The 17901-nt window shown below is 74.1% G+C and carries 14 protein-coding genes; 10 read left to right on the forward strand and 4 right to left on the reverse strand.

From position 1 onward, the window contains the following. Positions 1-14 precede the first annotated feature (14 nt). Positions 15-1451, forward strand: a complete 1437-nt coding sequence (locus tag ACZ4WV_RS08475; protein WP_465744137.1) for an MFS transporter — start codon at positions 15-17, stop codon at positions 1449-1451. A gap of 3 nt (positions 1452-1454) precedes the next feature. Here ACZ4WV_RS08475 and ACZ4WV_RS08480 read toward each other — a convergent pair whose 3' ends face one another. Further along, entirely contained in the window at positions 1455-2807 is a 1353-nt protein-coding gene (locus tag ACZ4WV_RS08480) for a polysaccharide deacetylase family protein (protein ID WP_465744139.1), read from the reverse strand. Positions 2808-3234: 427 nt separating this feature from the next. Here ACZ4WV_RS08480 and ACZ4WV_RS08485 point away from each other — a divergent pair, with 427 nt between their 5' ends. Genes ACZ4WV_RS08485 through ACZ4WV_RS08495 form a run of 3 tightly spaced genes read left to right on the forward strand, consistent with a single transcriptional unit; the run spans position 3235 to position 7816 of the window. After that, positions 3235-3873 (forward strand): class F sortase, encoded by a 639-nt coding sequence (locus ACZ4WV_RS08485; RefSeq protein WP_465744141.1) that lies wholly within the window; start codon positions 3235-3237, stop codon positions 3871-3873. Continuing rightward, the gene (locus ACZ4WV_RS08490; RefSeq protein WP_465744143.1) at positions 3870-5186 is read left to right on the forward strand and encodes an alpha/beta hydrolase; all 1317 of its coding nucleotides are present in this window, start codon (positions 3870-3872) and stop codon (positions 5184-5186) included. The genes ACZ4WV_RS08485 and ACZ4WV_RS08490 overlap by 4 nt, the downstream gene beginning before the upstream one ends. Beyond that, a complete protein-coding gene (locus ACZ4WV_RS08495) occupies positions 5183-7816 on the forward strand; it encodes a bifunctional lysylphosphatidylglycerol flippase/synthetase MprF (RefSeq protein ID WP_465744145.1) in 2634 nt (877 codons plus the stop codon). Before ACZ4WV_RS08490 ends, ACZ4WV_RS08495 begins: the two co-directional genes overlap by 4 nt. Before the next feature lie 117 nt (positions 7817-7933). Here ACZ4WV_RS08495 and ACZ4WV_RS08500 read toward each other — a convergent pair whose 3' ends face one another. After that, positions 7934-8362, reverse strand: a complete 429-nt coding sequence (locus ACZ4WV_RS08500; RefSeq protein WP_465744147.1) for an SsgA family sporulation/cell division regulator — start codon at positions 8360-8362, stop codon at positions 7934-7936. A gap of 288 nt (positions 8363-8650) precedes the next feature. On the opposite strand from ACZ4WV_RS08500, the gene ACZ4WV_RS08505 reads away from it, so the two are divergent. The 3 genes from ACZ4WV_RS08505 to ACZ4WV_RS08515 all read left to right on the forward strand — a co-directional run bounded on the left by ACZ4WV_RS08505 (position 8651) and on the right by ACZ4WV_RS08515 (position 12414). Next, positions 8651-10483, forward strand: coding sequence for a DEAD/DEAH box helicase (locus ACZ4WV_RS08505; protein ID WP_465744397.1), 1833 nt, complete (start codon positions 8651-8653; stop codon positions 10481-10483). Between the two features lie 396 nt (positions 10484-10879). Next, a complete protein-coding gene (locus ACZ4WV_RS08510) occupies positions 10880-11530 on the forward strand; it encodes an IclR family transcriptional regulator (protein ID WP_465744149.1) in 651 nt (216 codons plus the stop codon). 77 nt (positions 11531-11607) lie between these two features. Further along, positions 11608-12414, forward strand: a complete 807-nt coding sequence (locus ACZ4WV_RS08515; protein ID WP_465744151.1) for a S16 family serine protease — start codon at positions 11608-11610, stop codon at positions 12412-12414. 36 nt (positions 12415-12450) lie between these two features. Here ACZ4WV_RS08515 and ACZ4WV_RS08520 read toward each other — a convergent pair whose 3' ends face one another. Beyond that, a complete protein-coding gene (locus ACZ4WV_RS08520) occupies positions 12451-13008 on the reverse strand; it encodes an Lrp/AsnC family transcriptional regulator (RefSeq protein WP_465744152.1) in 558 nt (185 codons plus the stop codon). Positions 13009-13174: 166 nt separating this feature from the next. Next, on the reverse strand, positions 13175-13720 hold the full coding sequence (locus ACZ4WV_RS08525; protein WP_465744154.1) for a hypothetical protein: 546 nt from the start codon (positions 13718-13720) through the stop codon (positions 13175-13177). A gap of 144 nt (positions 13721-13864) precedes the next feature. On the opposite strand from ACZ4WV_RS08525, the gene ACZ4WV_RS08530 reads away from it, so the two are divergent. The 3 genes from ACZ4WV_RS08530 (at position 13865) to ACZ4WV_RS08540 (ending at position 17806) form a co-directional block, all read left to right on the forward strand. Beyond that, positions 13865-14569, forward strand: coding sequence for a response regulator transcription factor (locus ACZ4WV_RS08530; protein WP_465744156.1), 705 nt, complete (start codon positions 13865-13867; stop codon positions 14567-14569). 17 nt (positions 14570-14586) lie between these two features. Then, positions 14587-15996 carry a sensor histidine kinase gene (locus ACZ4WV_RS08535; RefSeq protein ID WP_465744399.1) on the forward strand — a complete coding sequence of 470 codons (1410 nt, stop codon included), beginning with the start codon at positions 14587-14589 and terminating at the stop codon, positions 15994-15996. A 208-nt stretch (positions 15997-16204) separates the two neighbouring features. Next, positions 16205-17806, forward strand: a complete 1602-nt coding sequence (locus ACZ4WV_RS08540; RefSeq protein WP_465744158.1) for a glycoside hydrolase family 18 protein — start codon at positions 16205-16207, stop codon at positions 17804-17806. The last annotated feature ends 95 nt before the right edge of the window (positions 17807-17901 follow it).

Here is a 17901-nt window from a genome sequence, read left to right on the forward strand (position 1 = left end):
TTACCATGGCACCCATGACCACTGCCTCCTCCACCTCCGTCGACCCGGCCTCGATACCCGACGGAACCGACTCCGGTGGCGGGGTCCTCAGTGGCCCCTATCGCGCGCTGACGCTGGGGATCGTGTCGGTGGTCCTGGTGATCGCCTTCGAGGCGACGGCCGTCAACACCGCGATGCCGACCGCGGCCCGCCAACTGGACGGCCTCGGGCTGTACGCCTTCGCCTTCTCCGGCTACTTCACCACCACGCTGTTCGCGCTGGTCGTCTCCGGGCAGTGGTGCGACCGGCGCGGGCCGCTGCGGCCGCTGTTCACCGGCATCGCCGTCTTCGGCGCCGGACTGGTGGTGGCCGGGACGGCGCCCGGCATGTGGGTGTTCGTGGCCGGGCGGGCGATCCAGGGCCTGGGCGGCGGGCTGGTGATCGTCGCGCTGTACGTGGTGGTCGGCCGGGCCTATCCGGAGCGGCTGCGGCCGGCGGTGTTCGCGGCGTTCTCCTCCGCCTGGGTGCTGCCCTCGATCGTCGGGCCGCTGGTCTCCGGGGCCGTCACCCAGCACCTCGGGTGGCGCTGGGTGTTCCTGGCGGTGCCGGTGCTGCTCCTGCTGCCGCTGGCCGTGATGGGCCCCGCGCTGACCCGTTCCGAGCGGGAGCACCCGGTGCCCAGGGGCGCGGACTTCGACCGTCGCCGCACCCTGCTGGCCGCGATGGCCGCGGTCGGCGCCGGACTGCTGCAGTACGCGGGCCAGCGCCGCGACCTGGTCGGGCTGGTCCCCGGGATCGCCGGGGCGGCGCTGCTGGTGCCGGCCGTCCTCGGCCTGCTGCCCCCGCGGACCCTGCGGGCCGGGCGCGGGCTGCCGACGGTCATCCTGCTGCGCGGGCTGGCGGCCGGGGCGTTCCTCGGGGCCGAGGCCTTCGTGCCGCTGATGATGACCACCCAGCGCGACCTCTCGCCGACGCTGTCCGGGCTGACCCTGACCAGCGGCGGGCTCACCTGGGCCCTGGGCTCCTGGCTGCAGGGGCGGCCGGGGGCCGAGCGCCACCGCGAGGCGATGATCCGGGTCGGCCTCGCGCTGACCGCGGTGGCGATCGCCGGCGCCGCCCTGGTACTGATCCCCGCGGTGCCCGCCTGGGTGGCCTCGGTGGCCTGGGCCGTCGGCGGGATCGGGATGGGCCTGGCGGTCGCGACCATCAGCGTGCTGATGATGAAGCTGTCCGCCCCGCAGGACGCCGGGGCCAACTCTGCCGCCCTGCAGATGAGCGATGCGCTGGGCAACGTGCTGCTGACCGGCCTGGCCGGGGTGCTGTTCGCGGCGCTGGGCGGCGGCTCGCTCGCCGCCGCCCACGACGGCGCCGCCGCCGGCTCGCCCGCCGCCTTCGCGGTGATCCTGTTGGTGATGGCCGGGGTGGCGCTGCTGGGGACGCTGCTCTCCGGCCGGGTGCGTACCCGGTCCTGACGGTCAGCCGACGGCGCTGGCCGTGGCGGCAGCAGTGGCAGTGGCAGTGGCGGCAGCGGTGGCGGCAGCGGCGGCGGTGGGGGAGGGCTCCGGCGGCGCCGCGGGGGTGCCGAGGAAGTTCTCCCAGCCGCCGGCCGGGGCCTGGCCGGGGGCGAGGCCCTGCAGCTTGCGCAGCACCGCGGGGTCCTGGGCGTCGAGCCAGTCCACCAGCTGGCGGAAGGAGACCAGCCGCACCTCGGGCTTGTCCGCGATGGCCTTGAGCACGTCCTCGACGGCGTTCATGTAGATGCCGCCGTTCCACTCCTCGAAGTGGTTGCCGATGATGTACGGCGCCCGGTTGCTGTTGTAGGTGCGGTCGAAGCCCATCAGGTAGGCGTCCCGGGCCTGGGCCTGGAAGCCCGGGTAGAGCGACGGATCGGCCTTGGTGTTGGGGCCGCACTGGTTGAACATGATGTTGTAGTCCATCGACAGCACCTGGAAGGTGTGCCCGGGGAAGGGGATGGACTGCAGCGGGAGGTCCCACAGCGCGCCGCCCTGGATCTTCTGCGGCCACACCTGGGTGCCGTTGCCGCTGCTGTCGTAGCGCCAGCCGCGCTTGACCGCGGTGGGCAGCAGGTTGCGCTGGCCCTCCAGGCAGGGGGTGCGGCTGCCGATCAGCTCCTTGCGGTAGTCGAAGGGCAGCGCCGGCAGGTCGGTGAAGCCGGTGTTGGTGCGCCAGTTCATCACGAAGTCCATCGCCTGCTGGATCTCGCTGTCCCACTCCTCGGGGGACCACTTGCCGACGCCGGTGGGGCCGCAGAAGTGGCCGTTGAAGTGGGTGCCGATCTCGTGGCCCTCGAGCCAGGCGGCGTGCACGTTCTCCAGGGTGTCGTGGATGTGCTGGTCGCTCAGGTAGCCGATCTCGGAGGCGCCGACCTTGTGCTGCGGCGGGCGGTACTGGTCCTTCTTGGACTCCGGCAGCAGGTAGAGCCCGCTGAGGAAGAAGGTCATCGAGGCGTTGTGCTCCCGGGCCAGCCGGCGGAAGCGGCCGAACAGGCCGTTGTCGAGCTCGCCGGCGCCGTCCCAGGAGAAGACCACGAACTGCGGCGGGCGCTGGCCGGGCTGCAGCCGCTCGGGGACGGGCTGGTGCGGCTGGGCACCGGTGTCGGAGGTCGAGCCGTCGCCGATCAGGACGACCTGCGGCTTCTGCGGCACCGGGGCCGGGACGGCGCTCTGCCCTCCGCCGGTCGGGCCGGCGGGGGCGCCGCCCGTCACGTGCTCCCCGCCGCCGGACCGGTCGCTGCCGCAGCCGGCCGCGAGGGTGGCGGCGGTGGCCGCTCCGGCGGCCAACAGGCTGCGGCGGGTGAGAGCGTCCATGGTCACTCCGTTCATGAGGCGTTCAGCAGGCGTACGGCGTGCGGAAGTCCGGTCGGGCTGGAGGAGCGATAGAACCCACTCGGCTGGGCTTGCTGGTCGGGTCAGCATGGCATGTGGGCGGAAACGGTCGGAGAGGCACAGCGAACGGTCGGAATCGATCGCCCGATTGACGCAACCGAACTGCTGGGTCGACTCGTCGAGCTGTTCGACGGGCAGTTCCTGCGGTGCCCGCACGCGGAGGGCTCCCGTCACGGACGGTGCCCGGGCCCGCACCCGGCGCAGGGAGGGGCCTCCCGACCCTGCCGATCGGCGGGTGCGAATACGACCGTCATGGGGACGTGCCGGTAGGGTCCGATCCGATTGAATGAGTTCCCAGGAAACTCCCAGGAAGCGGGATTCCGGTCGGCAGAGGGGAGCGCCCGTGGGCGTGCAGCACAGCAGGAGCCCCTGGCCGGGCACTCTGGCGGCGGGCACCGCGCTGGTGTTCGGCGCCTGGCTGCTGCACGGCGGCGGCGCACCGGTGCTACCGCCCGCCCCGGCGGCGGGGCAGTCACTGTCCGGCTTCGCGCCGGTCTCCGTCGTCCCCCCGCTCGGCCCCTCCGCCCCGACCCGGATCCGCATCCCCGCCGTCCGCCTGGACGCCCCCGTCACCGAGCTCGGCCTGGACCGGGACGGCCACCTGCAGACCCCGCCCGAGGCCGACCGCAACCTCGCTGGCTGGTACCGCGGCGGTGCCGCCCCGGGCCAGCGCGGAACCGCCATCCTGGCGGGGCACGTCGACAACAAGGCCGGTCCGGCCGTCTTCTACCACCTGGGAGCGCTCCACCGCGGAGACCGCGTCGAGATCGCCCGCGCCGACGGCGCCACCGCCGTCTACCAGCTGTACGCCATCGAAGTGCACGACCGAAAGGACTTCCCGGACGACCGGGTGTACCGCCAGGCCGCCGACGCGCAACTGCGGGTGATCACCTGCGGGGGCGCCTACAGCGAGGAACACGGCTACGAGGGCAACGTCGTCGCCTACGGCTTCCTGGCCGACACCACCGCGCCGGGGAAAGCCGCATGACCACCATCACCCTCGCCTCCCGCTGGAACCCGATCGACTGGCCGCTCACCCACGGCCCGATCCCGTACGCCGTGCTCGCCGCCGGCTGGGGGGCGTTCGCCCTGCTGGCCTTGTCCCGGCACGAGCGCTGGCGCGCCCCGCGGATGCTGGGCGCCCTGCTGGCGGGCGGCGCGCTGACCGCTCTGGTGAAGGTCGCCGTCGACAGCTGGTGGCGTCCCTTCCCGGAGGGCACCCCGGACTTCGTGATGCGCTGGATAGCCGTCGCGCTGTTCGGCATATCCCTGCTCTGCTTCCGGGCGTCCCTGCTGTCCAACCGCCGCCGACTGCTGGCGGTCGGCGGCGTCGCCCTGGTGGTGGTGATGGCCGCCTCGCAGATCAACCGGGGCTTCGACCAGTACCCGACCGCCCGGTCCATGCTGGCCCCGCCGACCGACGAGCTGACCAGGGGCCGTGCGGCCGCCGTCGTGCAGGGCGCGCCCGACCGCCCCCTCTCCGAGACCTGGCACGCCCCGCCCGGCCTGCCCGCCAAGGGCACCCTCTCCACCGTGACCATCCCCGGGACTGCCTCCGGCTTCTCCGCCCGGACGGGATACGTCTACCTGCCGCCCGCCTACCGGGCCAACCCCCGGCCGCTGCTGCCGGTCGTGGTGCTGCTGCCCGGCCAGCCCGGGGCCCCCGAGGACTGGGTCAACTCCGGCGCCCTCCGGAACACCCTGGACGACTTCGCCGCCGAACACCAGGGCCTGGCCCCGATCGTGGTGGTCGCCGACGAAACCGGCGGCCAGTTCTCCAACCCGCTCTGCATGGACTCGCGGATCGCCAAGTCGCAGACGTACCTCGCCGTCGACATCCCGGACTGGATCCACCGCAACCTGCAGACCGCCACCGGCCGCAAGTCGCTCGCCATCGGCGGGGTCTCGCTCGGCGGGACCTGCTCGATCCAGCTGGCCCTCAACGCGCCCGACGTGTACGGCACCTTCCTGGACATCTCCGGCCAGGACGAGCCGACCCTGGGCAGCCACGGGGAGACGGTGGCCAAGGCCTTCGACGGCGACGAGAACGCGTTCGACGCCGTGGACCCGATGCACCTCATGACCCGTCAGCAGTTCCCCGACACCGCCGGCATGTTCGTGGTCGGCGCCGACGACCCGTGGTACCGGCCGGGGCAGGAGAAGATGTACGCGGCGGCGCAGGCGGCCGGGATGAAGGTCGGCTTCCAGACCATCCCCGGTTGGCACAGCTGGGTGGTGTTCCGGCAGGCCTTCGAGCAGAACCTGCCCTGGCTCGCCCGACAGAGCGGACTGATCCGGTGAGCCGCACCCTGGCGGCCCCGGCGGCTTCAACGACGCCCCCGGCCGCAGCGGCTCCGGTGGCGCGCACAGCCGCAGCGGCTCCAGCGGCCGCAGCGGTCCCGGCCGCCCCGCGACCGCCCGCCGCCGAGCGCGGGCCGGGCGCCGACCTCGCCCCCGTCACGCGGACGGCCGAGCCGCGGCCGCAGCGGGTGCGGCGGGCGGCCCGGGTGCTCGGGGGCCGGCTGCGGGCGGCGCCGCTGAGCCTGGCGCTGCTGGCCGGGCTCTGGGCGCTCGGCGCGGCCACCGGGAGCCTGTCCGCCGGGCCGTCCCGGCGGCTGCTCGGCCAGGCGGGCGTCGGCCTGCCCACCCTCGCCGAGGGCCGCTGGTGGACGCCGGTCAGCTCACTGCTGTGGTGCTCGGGAATCGGTGCGTACGTGTTCACCAGCCTGCTGCTGCTCCTGGTCGGCCCGGCGGCCGAACGGCGGCTCGGCCGGCTGCGCACCCTCGGGGTGCTGGTCGGCGGGCAGGTCGTCGGCACCCTGCTGGGCGCGGCGCTGATCGAGGTCGGCTCCGCGGCGGGGGAGCAGTGGACCGCCTCGGTGGCCGACCAGATCGCGGTCGGACCCGGCGTCGGGCTCTTCGCCCTGGCCGGGGTGCTCGGCTACCGGCTCACCGTGCTGTGGCGCCGCCGGCTGCACCTGCTGGTACTGCTCGTCCCGCTGGTCATGACGCTGTACGTGGGCCACCTGCAGAGCGTCCAGCGGTGCTGCGCCGCGCTGGTCGGGCTGGCCGTCGGCGCGCTGCTGAGCCGCGGCCGGCCGTACCTGCGCAGCCACCGCTCCTCGCACACCGAGACCCGGGTGCTGGTCGCGCTGTGCCTGGTCGCTGCCGCCTGCGGGCCGCTGATCGCCTCGCTGTACGACAACGCCAGCGGGCCGTTCAACACCTTCTCCGAGCTGTACTTCTCGCACCGGCTCAGCCCGGACGAGGTGGCGGACTTCTGCGCGGTGTCGGCGCACGAATGCGCCCGGGCGCACGCCGTGGAGCGGATCTTCGACACCCCGGGGCGGCTGATGGCCGCGCTGTTCCCGGCGCTGCTGCTGGTGCTCGCCGGGGGCCTGCGCCGGGGCCTGCGGTTCGCCTGGCGGATCACCGTCGGCGCGGAACTGCTCTGGGTGGCGCTGCTGGCCTGGCTGTACCTGGACGCCGGACCGGTCAGCGGGGACGTGGTGCAGTACTTCGTCGAGGCGATGCTGCTGCCGCTGCTGACCACCGGCCTGCTGCTGGCCACCCGGCAGCGGTTCCGGGTGCGGCTGTCCGGCCGGGCGGTGCGCCGGCTGGCCGGGGTGGTCGGCGGGGCCGCGCTGGTCTGCTCGGCCGCGTACGTGGGGCTGGGGCGGCTGGTGGCCGGGCAGTTCGAGCCCGGGGCGACCGTCCGCCGACTGGTGCACGGCCTGCCGGCCCAGTTCCTGCCGCCCGCTTACAACGACCTGACGCCGGACTACCCGATAGCGGTCGGGCCGGTGGCGCTGTTCCTGGAGACGTACTGCGGGCTGGCGTTCTGGGTGGTCGCGCTCGGCGCGCTGCTGACGGTCTTCCGCCGGCCGGTGCTGCACACCGACGCGGCGGCGGCCGCCCGGGCCCGGGCGCTGCTCACCGCGCACGGCGGCGGGACGCTGTCCTTCATCACCACCTGGGACGGCAACCACTTCTGGTTCGACGAGCACGGCCGGGCCGCCGTCGCCTACCGGCTGGTGGGCACCGTGGCACTGACCACCGGGGACCCGTTCGGAGCCCCGGACGCGCGGGCCGGCGCGGTGGCCGGCTTCGCCCGTCACTGCGACGCCCGGGGCTGGACGCCCTGCTTCTACAGCGTCTCCGCCGAGACCAGGGCCGCCGCCGCCCAACTGGGCTGGCGTTCGGTGCAGGTCGCCGAGGACACCGTGGTGCCGCTGCCCGAGCTGGCCTTCACCGGCCGCAAGTGGCAGGACATCCGCACCGCCTTCAACAAGGCCGGCAAGCAGGGCATCACCGCGGAGTGGTGGGCGTACCCGGAGGCGCCGATCGGACTGCGCGACCAGATCCGGGCGATCTCCGAGGAGTGGGTCTCCGAGAAGGGCCTGCCCGAGATGGGCTTCACGCTCGGCGGGCTGGAGGAGCTGGACGACCCGGACGTGCGGGTGCTGATCGCGGTGGACGAGCAGCGGACGGTGCACGGGCTGACCAGCTGGATGCCGGTGTACGAGAACGGCGTGCCGGTGGGCTGGACGCTGGACTTCATGCGGCGCCGCTCGGAGGGCTTCCGCGGCGTCAACGAGTTCCTGATCGCCTCGGCCGCGCTCGGCTTCCAGGGCGAGGGCGCGCGCTTCCTGTCGCTGTCGGGCGCGCCGCTGGCCCGCACCGGGCAGGACGAGGAGCCCACCGGGCTGCAGCGGATGCTGGACGGGATGGGCAAGGTGCTGGAGCCGGTGTACGGCTTCCGCTCGCTGCTCGCGTTCAAGGCGAAGTTCCAGCCGGAGTACCGGCCGTTGTACATGGCCTACCCGGACCCGGCCGCGCTGCCCGGCATCACCCGGGCGATCGGCAAGGCCTACCTGCCGCACCTGACGCCCGCCCAGGGCGTGCGGCTGATGCGCAAGCTGACGGGCTGAACGGCTGAACGGCTCAACGGCTGAAGGGCTGAACCGAGAACGGCTGAACGGGCTGACCCGGCTGACCCGGCTGCCGGGCGCCGCCGCGCCCTGCGGGCGAGCGGGTGACCCCGGCGCTCAGTCGAGCAGCTGGGCGAGCGCACGGTCGGCGTCCAGGTGCAGGTGCTCCTCGCCCTCGGCGACGAGCAGCCGGCTGCGTCCCAGGAAGCGCCGCAGGTCGGCGGTGTCGAACCGGAGCAGCGCGGTGCCCTCCGGGGCCCGCAGTTCGACCATGGTGCGCCGGCCGGGCGCGGGCCGGAGGTGGACGTCGCCGACGCCGGCGGGCAGCTCCAGTCCGGCCGAGAGCAGCTGACGGGCGAAGACCCAGACGATGTCCTCGGCTTCCCCGCCGTCCTCGGGGTCGTCCAGCGAGAACTCGGCGGGGAAGGCCATCCGGACCGCGAACGGGTCCTCCGGCAGGTAGGACAGCACCACCCGCAGCCGGGCGCAGCGGTGCGCGGAGAGGATCAGGTGGGCGTGGACGGTCTCCTCGACGCGGTGGTGCACGGCGGGTCCCTTCGGGTGGTGGCGGTGGGGCGGCCTCACACCTGTGAGAGCGGTGGGACGGCGTCCGATTACGCGCTTTCGGTTGGGCCGTCCGCGTGATCCGCATCACGTCGGTTTCCGGCCGTCCAGCCCTCGGCCGGGCCCGGGTCGCAGCGCCCGAACGGCGCCGGGGCCGGTAGGCTGGGCGGGTTGTCCGATCGCCGCCCGACCGCGGGACAAGGCCATAAAACCGCCTCTGACCTGCGATGATCCCCCTCGGAGACCGTGAGTACTGCCGCCGCCTCCTCGATGCCGCTGTTCTCCGACGTACCGGAGACCGAGGCGCCCGTCCGGGCCGCCGGCCATGCCGCGCCCGCCGCCTCCCACCACCTCTCCCCGGCCTTCCCCGGCCGCGCCCCGTGGGGCACCGCGGGCAAGCTGCGGGCCTGGCAGCAGGCTGCGCTGGACAAGTACATCGAGACCCAGCCGCGCGACTTCCTCGCGGTCGCCACCCCCGGCGCAGGCAAGACCACCTTCGCGCTCACCCTGGCCTCGTACCTGCTGCACAACCACCTGGTGCAGCAGGTGACGGTGGTCGCCCCGACCGAGCACCTGAAGAAGCAGTGGGCCGAGGCCGCCGCAAGGATAGGCATCAAGCTGGACCCGGCGTACTCCTCCGGACCGCTGTCCCGGGAGTACCACGGGATCGCGATCACCTACGCCGGCGTCGGGGTCAACCCGATGCTGCACCGCAACCGGACCGAGTCCCGGAAGACCCTCGTGATCATGGACGAGATCCACCACGCCGGTGACTCCAAGTCCTGGGGCGAGGCCTGCTTCGAGGCCTTCGAGCCGGCCACCCGCCGGCTGGCGCTGACCGGTACGCCGTTCCGTTCGGACACCAACCCGATCCCGTTCGTCTCCTACGAGGCCGGCGGCGACGGCATCCGCAAGTCCGTCGCCGACTACACCTACGGCTACGGCAACGCGCTCGCCGACCACGTCGTGCGCCCGGTGATCTTCCTCAGCTACAGCGGCAACATGCGCTGGCGCACCAAGTCCGGCGACGAGCTGGAGGCCCGGCTCGGCGAGCCGATGACCAAGGACCTGATCGCCCAGGCCTGGCGCACCGCGCTGTCCCCGCATGGCGAGTGGATCCCGGCCGTGCTGCAGGCCGCCGACCGCCGCCTGACCGAGGTCCGCAAGGCGATCCCGGACGCCGGCGGGCTGGTGATCGCCACCGACCAGACGGTGGCCCGGGCCTACGCCAAGATGCTGCGCGAGATCAGCGGCGAGAAGGTCACCCTGGTGCTCTCCGACGAGGCCGAGGCCTCGCAGCGGATCTCCGACTACTCGGCCGGGACCTCGCGCTGGATGGTCGCCGTCCGCATGGTGTCCGAGGGCGTCGACGTGCCCCGGCTGTGCGTCGGCGTGTACGCGACCTCGATCTCCACCCCGCTGTTCTTCGCCCAGGCCGTCGGCCGCTTCGTGCGCGCCCGCAAGCGCGGCGAGACGGCCTCGGTGTTCCTGCCGACCATCCCGATGCTGCTGGGCTTCGCCAACGAGATGGAGCTCCAGCGCGACCACGTGCTGGACCGGCCGAAGAAGGAGGGCGACGGCCTCTTCGACGAGGAGGACCGGCTGCTCGCCGAGGCCGAGCGGGCCAACGACGGGCCGGACGGCGCGGGCGGCGAGGAGTTCTCGTACGAGGCGCTGGGCTCCGACGCCGTCTTCGACCGGGTGCTCTACAACGCCATGGAATTCGGCATGCAGGCCCACCCGGGCAGCGAGGAGGAGGACGACTACCTCGGCATCCCGGGCCTGCTGGAGCCGGACCAGGTGCAGATGCTGCTGCAGAAGCGTCAGCACCGCCAGATCCAGCGCAGCAAGACCAAGCCCGCCGAGGAGGCCGACCTGCTGGAGCTGCCGGCCGAGCAGCGGCCGGTCGTCACCCACCAGGAGCTGCGCGAGCTGCGCAAGGAGTTGAACGCGCTGGTGGCCGCCTGGCACCACCGCACCAGTCAGCCGCACGGCACCATCCACAACGAGCTGCGCCGCCAGTGCGGTGGCCCGCTCACCGCGCAGGCCACCGCCAACCAGCTGAAGGCGCGGATCGCCCGGATCCGGGAGTGGGCGAAGTAACGGTCCGGCAGGCGGCGGGCCCCTTCCCCGGCCGGCCCGCCCGGCCCGGCCTCGCTGCCCCGGCGTCTCTGCCCCGGTGTGTCCGGAGATCGGACCGCAGTCGAACCCGTGCCCTGGTACGGCCGGTGAATTGCGGGACTTTGTCCGGAATTCCGGGCGGTGACGGTGACGATCACGCCCGAATTTTGGACAACCACTTCCGCCACGACATTTCCTTCACTACCTTTCCCCCACGCTCTTCCGCCGGGTAACCCCCGCGGGACGGGCTCCGCAGGACCGCGCGGCCGTCAAGGACGACACCGCCCGGTCCGAGCGCGGCCACCCCCACCTGCGCGCGACACCGACCTTGGACCGGCGCCGCCCGCCCCGCGAGCGCCGCGGAAAGGATTGTCCGTCGTGACTGCCGAGACCTCCCAGACGCTTGACCGCGGTGTCCGCGTCCTCAAGCTCCTCGCCGACTCCGAGCGCGGGCTGACCGTCACCGAGCTGGCCGCCCGGCTGGCCGTCAACCGCACCGTCGTCTACCGGCTGCTCGCCACCCTCGAGCAGCACGGCCTGGTCCGCCGCGACATCGGCGGCCGCGCCCGGGTGGGCCTCGGCGTGCTGCGGCTGGCCCACCGGGTGCACCCGCTGCTGCGCGAAGCCGCGCTGCCGGCGCTGCGCAGCCTCGCCGAGGACCTCGGCGCCACCGCCCACCTCACCCTGGTGGACGGCAACGAGGCGCTGGCCGTCGCCGTGGTCGAGCCGAGCTGGACGGACTTCCACGTCGCCTACCGGACGGGCCTGCGCCACCCGCTCACCGAGAGCGCGGCCGGCCGGGCGATCCTGGAGGCCCGCGGCTTCCCCAGCCAGCGCCGACCGGAGCAGGGCTTCATCGTCACCCGTGCGGAGGAGCAGTCCGGCGCCAGCGGGGCCGCCGCCGCGCTGCTCGGACTGAGCGGCATCGAGGGCAGCGTCGGCGTGGTGATGCTGAACGGCCTGGTGCCGGAGCGGGTGGGCCCCCGGGTGGTGGAGGCGGCCACCGAGGTCGCCGACGCCCTGAGGTAGCGCCCGCGCCCGCCCGCGGCGACGGCAGGAGGGCGGGCTCAGCACAGAGCGGCGCCGGGTGTGTTTGGATTCCCCTTGTGTCCGACACCAAGCTGCCCAAGGCCCTCTCCTCCCCGCGGACCCGCGTGCTCGCGATCTGCGGGGTGCTGGTCGCCGCGCTGTTCGGCGTGGCCGCCTTCGTCCCGCTGCCGTACACCCTCACCTGGCCGGGCCTGACCGCGGACACCCTCGGCACGTACGAGAACCGCCCGGTGCTGACCATCACCGGGGCGCCGCTGCGCACCACCGAGGGCGAGCTGCGGATGGTCACCATCACGGCCACCAACGCCGGGCAGCGGACCACCTTCCGGCGCGCGCTGCAGGCCTGGTTCGACTCCAAGGAGGCCGTCCGCCCGACCGAGACGGTGTACCCGCAGAGCGACCCGGCCAAGGCCGACCAGGAGACGGCCCTCCAGATGTCGGAGTCGCAGGACAGCGCCACCGCCGCGGCGCTCGGCTACCTCCACCTCTCGCCGGCCCAGGTGAAGGTCAAGGTCGACCTGGGCGCCGTGGGCGGCCCGAGCGCCGGCCAGATGCTGGCGCTGGGCATCGTCGACAAGCTGGCCGGCGACGGCAAGGGAGGCGACCTCACCGGAGGGCTCAGGATCGCGGGCACCGGCACCATCGACAAGGACGGCAACGTCGGTCCGGTCGGCGGCGTCCCGCTGAAGACCCAGGCCGCCGCCCGGGACGGCGCGACGGTCTTCCTGCTGCCCAAGGACGAGTGCTCGGACGCCAAGGTGAACACGCCCAAGACACTGCGGCTGGTGCCCGTCGGCACGCTCGCCGAATCGGTCTCCGCCCTGGAGGCGCTCAGGAGCGGCGGCGCCGTCCCCAGCTGCTGACGGAGGGGGCGGGCGGCTCTGCGGAGGCCGACCGCCCTACTCGGCGGCCGCCTGGTCCACCAGCGGCAGGATCCGGTACGGCACCGGGTTCTCCAGCACGATCGCGGTGGACGAGCGGACGATCCCGTCGAAACCCACCACCCGGTCGATCACCCGCTGCAGATCGGCGTTGGAGCGGGCCACGATCCGCACCAGCATGTCCCCGATGCCGGTGATGGTGTGCAGCTCCAGCACCTCCGGCACGCCTGCCAGGTGCGCCCGCACGTCGGCGCCCTGGCCCTGGGAGATCTCCAGGGTGGCGAAGGCCGTCACCGGGTAGCCGATCGCCGCCGGGTCCACCTCCGGGCCGAACCCGCCGATGACGCCCTTGGCCTGCAGCCGGTCCAGCCGGGCCTGGACGGTGCCCCGGGCGACCTGCAGCCGCCGGGAGCACTCCAGCACGCCGATCCGCGGCTCCTCCGCCAGCAGCCGGATCAGCCGGCCGTCCAGGGCGTCGATCGCGTCGTTCCCGCCGCCCGGCGGGGGAGCGGACCCGCCCTGGGCGGCCGGGGACCCGGGTGAACCGGGGGCGCTCGGGGAGTGGGCGGGGGGCATCGCGGCTCCTCTCCGGTGGGTATCGCGTACTGCGGTGCGGCCGATTCTCCCGCCCAGGGGCGCGGCTTGACCAGGAGGGACGGTACGGCCGCGCGGCGGTCGCTCCGGTGGCACCCGGCACCCGGCACCCGGCACGTGGTGGTCGACCGGGCCGGGTGCGGCGGCCTCAGCGGATCGCCGTCTCCACGACCGGCGGGTGGCCGTTCCAGTACACGAACACCGAGTTGGCCTGGTTGTCCCTGGTGAAGTCCACCCGCAGCCACTGGGGGCCGTTCCACACCTGCATCTGCCAGCCCGGGTCGGGGGTGGCGGAGACCAGCGAGGCCTCGTCGGCGCGGACGTCCAGTGCGACCCGGCCGCCGGGGACGGGGACGCTCCTCACCGTGGAGGTCGCGGTGGCGGTCGGCGAAGGCCGTCGGGACGGTGGCGGGGTGGCCGTGGTGACGGCCGGCGGGCGGGTGGCGGTGGCGGTCGGGGCGGCCGACGTGGGCGGGGGCCCGTCCTGGGCGGCCGTGGGCGGCTGTTCCGGTGCGGCGGTCGCGGCGGGCGCGGTGTACGGCGTGCCGTCGGCCTTCGGGGAGGGCAGGGGCAGCGCCGCGGGCTGCTCGAACGCGGCGCCGGTCAGCACCGCGTGCACACCGAACCAGGACAGCGCCACCGCCGCCCCGGTGGCCGCCGCCCAGGCGCCGAGCTGTACCAGTCCGTTCCGCATCGTCCGCACATCCTGCCGTACTCCCGCGCCGCCCGGCGGACACCCCCCGTATTCGGCAGGGCAGTTGCACAATGTCCGCAGGCCGTCCGGACCCGGCCCCCGAGGTACAGACCACTGCCCGTCGATGGCGTACCGTGCAGGGCCATGGCAACAGTGCTCGTGGTCGAGGACGACCCCTTCGTACGCTCCGCCCTCATCCGCCACCTGACCGACACCGGTCACGCGGTCCGCAGTGTGGGCACGGCCCTGGAGGCGCTGCGGGAGGTCGCCCAGGTCGGCTGCGACCTGGTGATCCTGGACCTCGGCCTGCCCGACCTGGACGGCAGTGAGGCGCTCAAGATGATCCGGGGGCTGACCAACGTCCCGGTGATCATCTCCACCGCCCGGGACGACGAGGCCGAGATCGTCCGGCTACTCAACGACGGGGCGGACGACTACCTGGTGAAACCTTTCTCCGGGGAGCACCTGAGCGCCCGGATGACCGCCGTGCTGCGCCGGCTCGGCAGCGCCGCCGCACCCGTCGCCCAGGTGCTGCGGGTCGGCGGGCTCGCCATCGACGTCCAGCGGCGCGAGGCCGTCCTGGACGGGCGGCCGCTCGACCTGACCCGGCGCGAGTTCGACCTGCTGGCCTTCCTGGCCGCCCGGCCCGGCGTGGTGGTGCCGCGCAAGGAGATCCTCGCCGAGGTCTGGCGGCAGACCTACGGCGGCGACCAGACCATCGACGTCCACCTCTCCTGGCTGCGCCGCAAGCTCGGCGAGACCGCCTCCAACCCCCGCTACCTGCACACCGTCCGGGGCGTCGGGGTCCGGCTGGAGGCCGTCGACGGGCCCGGGGAGCGCCGGACGTGAAGCGGTTCGCGCACTCGCTGCGCTGGGCCATGATCAAGGCCGCCGTGGCCGGGACCACCATGGTCGCACTGGCCTTCCTCATCCCGCTCGGGCTGATGGTCCAGCAGACCGCCCGGGATCGGGCGTTCACCGCCGCCGAACGGCAGGCCGCCGCACTCGGCCCAGCGCTCGCCATCACCACCGACCAGGACGCCGTCAACCGGGCGCTGGCCAGCACCGACGCGGGCGCGCAGGGGCGGATGGCGGTGCACCTTCCCGTCCCCACCGGGGTGCCGACCGGCGGCGGACCGGACGGCCCCACCATCGGCGAGGGGCGCGCGGCCCTCGGCGACGTGGCCACCGCCGGCGGCCAGGGCCGCTCCTTCACCGTCGCGGTGCCCGGCGGCTACGCCCTGCTCCAACCGGTCGCGGTGGACACCGGGCGCACCGCCGTGATCGAGGTGTTCGTGGCCGAGAGCGACCTCACCAGGGGCGTCGCCACCGCCTGGCTGGTGCTCTCCGCAGTGGCGCTCGGCCTGGTCGCCATCGCGGTGCTGGTCGCCGACCGGATGGGCGGCCGGATCGTCGCCTCCGCCCGTCGGCTCGCCGCCGCGGCCCGCTCGCTCGGCACCGGGAACCTCGCGGTCCGGGTGCCGGTGACCGGCAAGCAGGCCGACGGCAGCCCCGAGGAACTGCGCGAGGCCGCCCAGGCGTTCAACGCCATGGCCGACCGCGTCGTCCAACTGCTAGCCTCCGAACGGGAGTTGGCCGCCGACCTGTCGCACCGGCTGCGCACCCCGCTGACCGTGCTGCGGCTCAACGCCGCCTCCCTCGGCAACGGCGACGCGGCCGACGCCACCCGCTACGCGGTGGCCCAGCTGGAGCGCGAGGTCGACCAGATCATCCGCTCCGCCCGCCGCGCCCCCGAGGACGCACCCGCCGTCGCGGTCGGCTGCGACGCCGCCGAGGTGATCCGCGAACGCGTCTCCTTCTGGTCCGCCCTGGCCGAGGACGAGGGCCGGCGCTGGCAGCTGGCCGGTGCCGAGCAGGCCGCGCCGGTGCCCGTCCAACGCGCGGACCTGGCTGCCGTCGTCGACGCGCTGCTCGGCAACGTGTTCCGGCACACCGCCGTCGGCACCGCCTTCTCGGTGGACGTGCTGGCCACCGACTCCTCGGTGATCGTGCTGGTCGGGGACGCCGGACCCGGCTACAGCGACCCGGCCGCCGCCCTCAAACGCGGCGAGGGCCACGGCGGCGAGGGCTCCACCGGCCTCGGCCTGGACATCGTCCGCAAGCTCGCCGAGTCCACCGGCGGAGACCTGGCGCTCGGCCGCTCCGCCGTGCTCGGGGGCGCGGAGACCAGGCTGCGGCTGCGCACCCGGCCGGTGGAGGCGACCGCCGCGCGGGCCGGGCGGCGGCGGTCGCGGGGTCTGCTGTTCCAGAAGTAGCGGGGGGCGTCGGGGCCCGTTCCCCAGCCGGGTCTATTGGCTGCCATCCCTCCAGACCAGGCCGGGTCCCCCTGCCGGACCGGTTCCTTAACTGCGGCTTAAGGGAGTTCTACCCCTGGCTCAGCCGCCCGCTCGGGGCCCTCCGGCGCCGCTAGCGTCGGGTCGCGCCGGTCACCCGACCGGCGAACGCACCCGGAGGTAGCGCGCAATGACCACCCAGCCCACCCGCCGTACCGGCCACCGCAGGCGCAGCCGAAAGGGCGCCGTCATCGCGGCCGGCGCACTCGCCGTCGCCGTGGTCGCGGGCGGGGTCGTGGCACTCGCCTCCTCGGCCAGCGCCGCCTCGCTGGGCGCCGTCTACAGCCGGACCAGCAGCTGGGACTCCGGCTACACCGGGCAGTACCTGGTCACCAACCCGGCCGGCAGCCCGATCGAGGACTGGACGCTCAGCTTCGACCTGCCGGCCGGGGCGCGGATCGACTCGCTCTGGAACGCCACCTTCACCGCCGCCGGGCAGCACGTCACCGTCAAGCCGGAGTCCTGGAGCAGGCGGCTGGAGCCGGGCAAGAGCGTGGTGGTCGGCTTCGTCGCCCAGGGGTCGGGCGCGGCCCAGGCGGAGCCGGCCAACTGTCTGATCAACGACACCTCCTGCCGGGCGGGTGACGGCGGCGCACCCACGCCCTCGGGCCGCCCCACGGCCACCGGCACGGCGGCTCCCACGGCTTCGGCGTCGGCCACGGCCGCCCCGTCGGCCACGGCTTCGGCGAGCGCCACCGCCAAGCCCACGACCGCCACCCCGACCGCCACCGCGAAGCCGACCACCCCGGTGCCGGTGCCCACCCCGACCGCCACCCCCACGGTGACCGGTGTGCCCGTCCCGCCGGTCGGCGCCGGGGCCGGCTTCGCCCCGTACGTGGACACGTCCCTCTACCCGCCCTACGACCTGGTCGCCACCGCCAAGGCCACCGGCGTGAAGGACTTCACCCTCGCCTTCGTGGTCTCCGGCGGCGGCTGCTCGCCCAAGTGGGGCGGCGTGAGCGACCTGTCCGCCGACGCGGTGGCCGCGCAGATCGGCGCGCTGCGGGCGGCCGGCGGTGACGTCCGGGTCTCCTTCGGCGGCGCCAACGGCAGCGAGCTGGCCCTCGCCTGCGGATCGACCACCGACCTGACCGCCGCGTACCAGCAGGTCGTCGACGCCTACGGCATCACCAAGCTCGACTTCGACGTCGAGGGCGGCGCGATCGCCAACGCCGCCGCCAACACCCGGCGCGCCCAGGCCGTCGCCCGGCTCCAGCGGAACGCCGCCGCCAAGGGCAAGGCCCTCGACGTGTCCTTCACGCTGCCCGCGCTGCCCTCCGGCCTCACCCAGGACGGCGTCAACCTCGTCGCCGACGCCAAGGCCAACGGCGTCGCGATCGGCGCCGTCAACATCATGGCGATGGACTTCGGCGACGGCGTCGCCCCCAACCCGCAGGGCCGGATGGGCGCCTACGCGATCGCCGCGGCCACCGCCACCCAGGCCCAGGTCAAGAGCGTGCTGGGGCTGGACGAAGCGTCCGCCTGGCGCAAGGTCGCGGTCACCCCGATGATCGGCGTCAACGACGTCGCGAGTGAGGTCTTCACCGTGGCCGACGCCAAGCAGCTCGCCGACTTCGCGAGGACCAAGCACCTCGCTTGGCTGGCCATGTGGTCCGGCACCCGGGACAAGGCCTGCGAGGGCGGGGCCAAGGGCTACGCCGACGCCACGTGCAGCAGCGTCGTCCAGCAGCCGCTGGAGTTCACCCGGACCCTCGGCGGCTACACCGGCTGACCGGCTGACGTCCGCCGGGCCTTCCGGGCCCCCGTTCCGCCCCGGCCGTCCGTGCTCAGTCCGCAGCCGAGCACGGACGGCCGGGGTGTCACCGT

Source organism: Kitasatospora sp. NPDC029312 (genome assembly GCF_055569215.1).